This is a genomic window from Paraburkholderia sp. Ac-20336, from assembly GCF_017105025.1.
In the GTDB taxonomy this organism is placed as follows: Bacteria; Pseudomonadota; Gammaproteobacteria; order Burkholderiales; family Burkholderiaceae; genus Paraburkholderia.
Genome location: NZ_JAAGPS010000213.1, coordinates 1 through 6,518, shown reverse-complemented (window position 1 = coordinate 6,518; position 6,518 = coordinate 1). Strand labels below are relative to the sequence as shown.

The 6,518-nt window shown below is 65.3% G+C and carries 5 protein-coding genes and 1 pseudogene; 3 read left to right on the top strand and 3 right to left on the bottom strand.

What is annotated here, in order from left to right:
- Together GXB81_RS31680 and GXB81_RS29970 are read right to left on the bottom strand one after the other, a co-directional pair.
- Positions 1–152: pseudogene (locus tag GXB81_RS31680) on the bottom strand (alpha/beta hydrolase); the annotation flags it as partial.
- Positions 149–1,555: an O-acetylhomoserine aminocarboxypropyltransferase gene (locus GXB81_RS29970; RefSeq protein ID WP_205991107.1), complete on the bottom strand. Its 1,407-nt coding sequence runs from the start codon at positions 1,553–1,555 to the stop codon at positions 149–151. The pseudogene GXB81_RS31680 and the gene GXB81_RS29970, both read right to left, overlap by 4 nt.
- 287 nt (positions 1,556–1,842) lie before the next feature.
- Here GXB81_RS29970 and GXB81_RS29965 point away from each other — a divergent pair, with 287 nt between their 5' ends.
- The 3 genes from GXB81_RS29965 (at position 1,843) to aroC (ending at position 5,722) form a co-directional block, all read left to right on the top strand.
- Positions 1,843–2,307, top strand: coding sequence for a CBS domain-containing protein (locus GXB81_RS29965; RefSeq protein ID WP_167043232.1), 465 nt, complete (start codon positions 1,843–1,845; stop codon positions 2,305–2,307).
- A gap of 154 nt (positions 2,308–2,461) precedes the next feature.
- Positions 2,462–4,399 carry an MFS transporter gene (locus tag GXB81_RS29960; RefSeq protein ID WP_167043234.1) on the top strand — a complete coding sequence of 646 codons (1,938 nt, stop codon included), beginning with the start codon at positions 2,462–2,464 and terminating at the stop codon, positions 4,397–4,399.
- 222 nt (positions 4,400–4,621) lie between these two features.
- Entirely contained in the window at positions 4,622–5,722 is a 1,101-nt protein-coding gene (gene aroC / locus GXB81_RS29955) for a chorismate synthase (RefSeq protein ID WP_167283533.1), read from the top strand.
- Between the two features lie 263 nt (positions 5,723–5,985).
- Here the strand turns inward: aroC and GXB81_RS29950 are convergent.
- Positions 5,986–6,518: 4Fe-4S dicluster domain-containing protein (locus tag GXB81_RS29950; protein WP_205991106.1), on the bottom strand; the 533-nt coding region annotated here is incomplete at its 5' end.

The window sequence follows — 6,518 nt, the reverse complement described above, 5'->3', positions numbered from 1 at the left end:
AAGCCGTGGTGCGCGAAGTAGCGGCTTTGCAGCGCCCACACACTGTGGTCGTGTTCGGCGCCGTGAATGAACACCGCGGCGGGCAGGCTGGGGTCGAACGGTTTGCCGCCGGTATAGGCGTAGGCGGCTTGGCCCTGAACGCTGACGATCATGCGGACTCCGGGCAGGACGGGGGCGTGGCGCCAGATGGGGCGGGGGCGAGGCTTGCGGCGGCGGCGTTCTGCTGCGCGGCGTCAGCGTTGGCGCGCGGCGTCGCGGCGGCCTGCGCCCCGGCTTTCTGGGCGGCCTTCAGCGCGCGCTTGAGATCGTCGATCAGGTCGTCGGGGTCTTCGAGGCCGATCGACAGGCGGATCGTGCCTTCCGTGATGCCCGCCTCGGCGAGCGCGGCGGCGTCCATGCGGAAATGCGTCGTCGAGGCCGGATGGATCACGAGCGAGCGCACGTCGCCGACGTTCGCGAGGTGCGAGAACAGCGACAGCGCTTCGATGAACGCGCGCCCGGCCGCGCGGTCGCCGCGCAGATTGAAGCTGAACACCGCGCCGGCGCCGCGCGGCAGCAGCCGCTGCGCGAGCGCGTGATCGGGATGCGTTGGCAACTCGGGGTAAGCGACCGTTTCGACCGCGGCGTGAGCGGCGAGGAACTCGACCACGCGCCGCGTATTGGCGACGTGCCGTTCCATGCGCAGCGGCAGTGTCTCGATGCCTTGCAGCAGTTGCCACGCGGCCTGCGGATGCAGGCACGCACCGAAGTCGCGCAGACCTTCGCGGCGGGCGCGCAGCAGGAACGGCGCGACGGTGCTTTCCTCGGCGAACACCATGCCGTGAAAGCCGTCGTAGGGCTCGGTCAATTCGGGAAAGCGGCCCGAGGCGTCGAAGTCGAACGTGCCGCCGTCGACCAGCACGCCGCCGATCGTCGTGCCGTGGCCGCCGAGAAACTTGGTCGCCGAGTGATAGACGAAGTCGGCGCCGTGCTCGAAGGGCCGCAGCAGATAGGGCGTCGTGAAGGTCGAGTCGACCAGCAGCGGCACGCGGTGTGCGTGCGCGATCTGCGCGAGCGCGGCGATGTCGAGCACGTCGAGGCCCGGATTGCCGAGCGTTTCGCCGAACAGCAGGCGCGTATTGGGACGCAGCGCCGCCCGCCACGCGTCGAGGTCGCCGGGCTTGACGAAGCTCGTCTCGATGCCGAAGCGCCGCAGCGTGTAGTGCAGCAGATTGTGCGAGCCGCCGTACAGCGCGCTCGAGGCGACGATATGCGAGCCCGCGCCCATCAGCGTGACGATCGCGAGGTGGAGCGCGGCCTGGCCGCTCGCGGTGCCGATCGCGCCCGCGCCGTTTTCGAGCGCGGCCACGCGTTCCTCGAATACGGCGACGGTCGGGTTCGAAATGCGCGAGTAGACATGGCCGGCGCGCTCCATGTTGAAGAGCGCCGCGGCGTGATCGGGATCGCGAAACGAAAACGAGGTAGTCTGGTAGATAGGCGTGGCGCGCGCGCCGGTGACGGGGTCGGGCGCGGCGCCGGCGTGCAGCGCAAGCGTATCGAAACGGTTGGCGGACATCGTGGGCGGCGGGGCCACGGGCGGCCTCGCAAAGGATGAGGGTGGCCGGCCATCGTATCACCGGCGCGCGCCGTATCAAGCGCGGCTTTCCCGCGGGGCTGTCCGCGAGTCCGCCGGCCTGTGCCCGGAGGGCGGAGCGCGACGCGTTCATGCCGGCGCACGGATCCGGCATGATGCAAGCGCCGTCGCGCCAGGCCGGGCGGCCCGCTTTCCTTTTATGGGCCTTTCCGCTAGGATCGAAAAATCATTTCATGCATTGCCAGACGAGTGGTATCAGGAGATAGATCATGCGAGTCAGCGACATTCTTAAGGTCAAGGGCAACACCCTTTTTACGGTCACGCCGGATACCGCGCTGCATGAGGCCGTCAATACAATGGCCGAGCACGATATCGGCTCGCTCGTGGTGATGGAGTACGGCGATCTCGTCGGCATGCTGACGTTTCGTGAAATCATCATGACGTTGAGCAAGAATGGCGGCAGCGTCGGCACCTCCACGATCCGCAAGGTGATGGACGATCATCCGCTCACCTGCACGCCGGAAACCGACGTCAACGAAGTGCGCCGCATGATGCTCGAACACCATGTGCGTTATCTGCCGGTCATGGAAAGCCGCACGCTGATGGGCGTGATTTCGTTCTACGACGTCGCGAAGGCGGTGGTCGAAGAGCAGGGTTTCGAGAACCGCATGCTGAAGGCCTATATCCGCGACTGGCCGGAAGAACAGCAGCAGGAGCAGCAGCCGACGCGCTGATGCGTGTCGATCCGGCGTCGCGCCCGGGCTCATGCCGCGGGCGCGAATCTGCTCACAGAGCGTGCGCGCAGGCGCGCGCTTTTTTTCTGCCCGATTTTCTGCCCGGTCGCCGGACGGGCAACGCGCGATTTTCCCGCGCCCTTTCCCCAACCTCATGAACGATCGTCCCTTGCCTGCCGCCCGTCGCGCCGCTCGCGCGCATGAAGCGCACGAATCCCAGTTCCGTCTGCTGCGCCAGCGCCGTTTCGCGCCGTTTTTCTGGACGCAGTTCCTCGGCGCGATGAACGACAACGTCTTCAAGATCGGCTTCACGTCGCTCGTCACGTATCAGGCGGCGCGTTTTTCCGGCGTCGATCCGAAAACCGCGGCGTTCCTGATCTCGGCGATCTTCATTCTGCCGTTCGTGCTGTTCTCGGCCACGTCCGGCCAGATCGCCGACAAGTACGACAAGGCGAAGCTCACGCGGCTCGTCAAGAGCTTCGAGATCGTGGTGATGCTGATCGGCGGCGCGGGCTTCTGGCTGCATGCCGCGCCGCTGCTGTATCTGTGCACGTTCCTGATGGGCGTGCATTCGACCGTGTTCGGGCCGGTCAAGTACTCGTATCTGCCGCAGCATCTGTCGGAGGCGGAACTGGTCGGCGGCAACGGCATGGTCGAGATGGGCACCTTCGTCGCGATCCTGATCGGCACGATCATCGGCGGCGCGGGCGCGGGGATGGTCGGGCACGGCGCGCTGGTGCTCGCCTGCGCGTGTATCGCGATCGCGCTGGTCGGCCGCGTCGTGTCGGGCTTCGTGCCGGCCACGCCGGCGCCGCAGGCCGATCTGCGCATCAACTGGAATCCGTTCAGCGAAACGTGGCGCAACCTGAAGCTCGCGCGCGAAAACCGCACCGTGTTCCTGAGCCTGCTCGGCATTTCGTGGCTGTGGTTCATCGGCGCGACGTTTCTCGCGTCGTTCTTCAATTTCGCGAAAGACGTGCTCTCGGCCGACCCCGACGTCGTGACCGTGCTGCTCGGCACCTTCTCGATCGGCATCGGCATCGGCTCGCTGCTGTGCGAACGGCTCTCGAAGCGGCGCATCGAAATCGGCCTCGTGCCGCTCGGCTCGATCGGCATGAGCGTGTTCGCCATCGACCTCTTTTTCGCAAGCCATGCACTGCCGCCGGCCGGGCATCTGCTGAGCGTCGGCGAGTTTCTCGGCCGCTTCGCGCATTGGCGCGTGCTCGCCGACCTGTTCCTGCTCGCGCTGTTCGGCGGCCTGTACAGCGTGCCGCTTTATGCGCTGATCCAGAGCCGCAGCCAGCCGAGCCATCGCGCGCGGATTATCGCCGCGAACAATATCCTCAATTCGCTGTTCATGATCGTCTCGGCGCTGATGGCGATGGTGCTGACCTCGGCCGGCTTCAGCATTCCGGCGATCTTCCTCGTCACCGCGCTGCTGAATGTCGTGGTCGCGTGCTACATCTATTCGCTCGTGCCCGAGTTCCTGCTGCGCTTCATCGCGTGGCTGCTCGTGCACACGTTCTACCGGATCCGGCTCGTGCACGCCGAGCGGATTCCGCAAGAGGGCGCGGCCGTGCTCGTGTGCAATCACGTGAGTTTCGTCGATGCGATCGTGATCATGGCCGAGAGCCCGCGGCCGATCCGCTTCGTGATGGATCATCAGATATTCAAGTCGCCGTTCGTCGGCTGGCTGTTCCGCGATGCGAAGGCGATTCCGATCGCGCCCGCGCACGAGGACGCCGCGTTGCTCGCGCAAGCCTACGACCGTTGCGCGCAGGCGCTCGCCGAGGGCGAGCTCGTGTGCATCTTTCCGGAAGGCAAGCTCACGCGTACCGGCGAGATGAATCCGTTCCGTCACGGCGTGACCGAGATCGTCAAGCGCACACCGGCGCCAGTCATTCCGATGGCGCTGCGCGGGTTGTGGGGCAGCGTGTTTTCGCGCGCCGTCGATACGCACTGGCCGCGGCCCATCGGGAAGGGGATGATGAGCCGGCTGAGTCTCGCGGTGGGCGAGCCGATCGAGCCGGAGCAGGCGACGCCCGAACGGCTGCAGGAAATCGTGAGCGAGCTGCGCGGCGCGCGGAAATAGCGCGGGGCGCGATGGCGGCGGTGGCGGTCATGATGGCGACTGTCGCGGCGGTCCTGGCTTCTTCGGCCATCCCGGTAGCCGGCCGTCTACTGTGTCGCAACCGCTCCGGCTTTTCGGCTCGCTTCCGCGCCGATCGTTCTCTCAGACCTGATCGGCGATGCCTGGTCAAGCCCGGCGGGCTGGCATAATAGCGGCTTCCCCGCATTTCTTTGGACGACGCTCATGTCCGGCAACACGCTCGGTACGCTTTTCACTGTCACGACCTTCGGCGAATCGCACGGCCCCGCTATCGGCTGCGTGATCGACGGCTGCCCCCCGGGCATGGCGCTCAACGAAGCCGATATCCAGTTCGAACTCGATCGCCGCAAGCCGGGCACGTCGCGCCACGTTACGCAGCGTCAGGAAGAAGACAAGGTCGAGATCCTGTCGGGCGTGTTCGAAGGCAAGACCACCGGCGCGCCGATCGCGCTGCTGATCCGCAATACCGACCAGCGCAGCAAGGACTACGGCAACATCGCCGACACCTTCCGTCCGGGCCACGCCGACTACACCTACTGGCAGAAATACGGCATTCGCGACTATCGCGGCGGCGGCCGTTCGTCGGCGCGGCTGACGGCGCCGACAGTGGCGGCCGGCGCGGTCGCGAAGAAGTGGCTGCGCGAGAAATTCGGCACCGAAATTCGCGGCCATATGGCGGCGCTCGGCGAGATCGACGTGCCGTTCGTCGACTGGGCGCAGGTGCACGAGAATCCGTTCTTCGTGCCGAACGCCGACATCGTGCCGCAACTCGAAGCGTATATGGACGCGCTACGCAAGGACGGCGATTCGATCGGCGCGCGCATCAACGTGGTTGCGTCCGGTGTACCGGTCGGTCTCGGCGAGCCGCTGTTCGATCGCCTCGATGCCGACATCGCGCACGCGATGATGGGCATCAACGCGGTGAAGGGCGTCGAGATCGGCGCGGGTTTTGCGAGCGTGGCGCAACGCGGCTCCGTGCATGGCGACGAGCTGACGCCGGAAGGTTTCGTCGGCAATAACGCGGGTGGTGTGCTCGGCGGTATTTCGACGGGGCAGGACATCACGGTGTCGATCGCGATCAAGCCGACGTCGAGCATCCGTACGCCGCGTCGTTCGATCGACAAGGCGGGGCAGCCAGCCATCGTCGAAACGTTCGGGCGGCATGACCCGTGCGTCGGCATTCGCGCGACGCCGATCGCCGAGTCGATGCTCGCGCTCGTGCTGATTGATCATGCGCTGCGGCATCGGGGGCAATGCGGCGATGTTTCGGTGAGCACGCCGAAGATCGCGGCGAGCGCGCCTTAACGCGGGTCCCGCTGATGCGGCGCCGTAAGCGCGTCGCGCAGCGGACTACCGTATCGACGATTTCAGGATTGAATGGATTGGCGTGTGCGACCGGGCGAGACCCGGTCGTGCACGAGCCATCGTCATAAGAGAAAACGGCGAAGGGGCAGCAAAACGCCGAAGAGAGCGTATAGGCGATAGCGCGAATGCACTATCGAAACTTGCCCCCGCAACACAGTCCTTCTGTTCCGAACAGTGCGCCGCGAAGGCAAGCCAAACATCAATCACATATTCGGGTAGTTCGGCCCGCCGCCACCTTCCGGCGTGACCCACACGATGTTCTGCGTCGGGTCCTTGATGTCGCAGGTCTTGCAGTGCACGCAGTTCTGCGCATTGATCACAAGCCGTTCGTTGCCGTCATCGTTCTTCACGAATTCATACACGCCAGCAGGGCAGTAACGCGACTCCGGACCCGCATAGGTCTGCCAGTTGACGTTGACCGGCACGGTCGGGTCTTTCAGCGTCAGATGCGCAGGCTGGTTCTCTTCGTGATTCGTGTTCGAAATGAACACCGACGAAAGCCGGTCGAACGTGAGCTTGCCATCGGGCTTCGGATACGTGATCGGCTTGCACTGCGATGCCGGTTTCAGCATCTCGTGATCCCAATGCTGGTGATGCAGCGTCCACGGCACATTGCCGCCCAGCAGCTTCTGCTCGATGCCGACCATCAGCGTGCCGAGGTACAGGCCCTTGCTCATCCACTGCTTGAAGTTGCGTGCGCGATACAGTTCGGTGTGAAGCCATGAGGTCTTGAAGG

Excerpts from the sequence above, each read along its gene's own strand:
- GXB81_RS29970 (WP_205991107.1), bottom strand. The coding sequence starts at position 1,555 with ATGTCCGCCAACCGTTTCGATACGCTTGCGCTGCACGCCGGCGCCGCG.
- GXB81_RS29965 (WP_167043232.1), top strand. The coding sequence starts at position 1,843 with ATGCGAGTCAGCGACATTCTTAAGGTCAAGGGCAACACCCTTTTTACG.
- GXB81_RS29960 (WP_167043234.1), top strand. The coding sequence starts at position 2,462 with ATGAACGATCGTCCCTTGCCTGCCGCCCGTCGCGCCGCTCGCGCGCAT.
- aroC (WP_167283533.1), top strand. The coding sequence starts at position 4,622 with ATGTCCGGCAACACGCTCGGTACGCTTTTCACTGTCACGACCTTCGGC.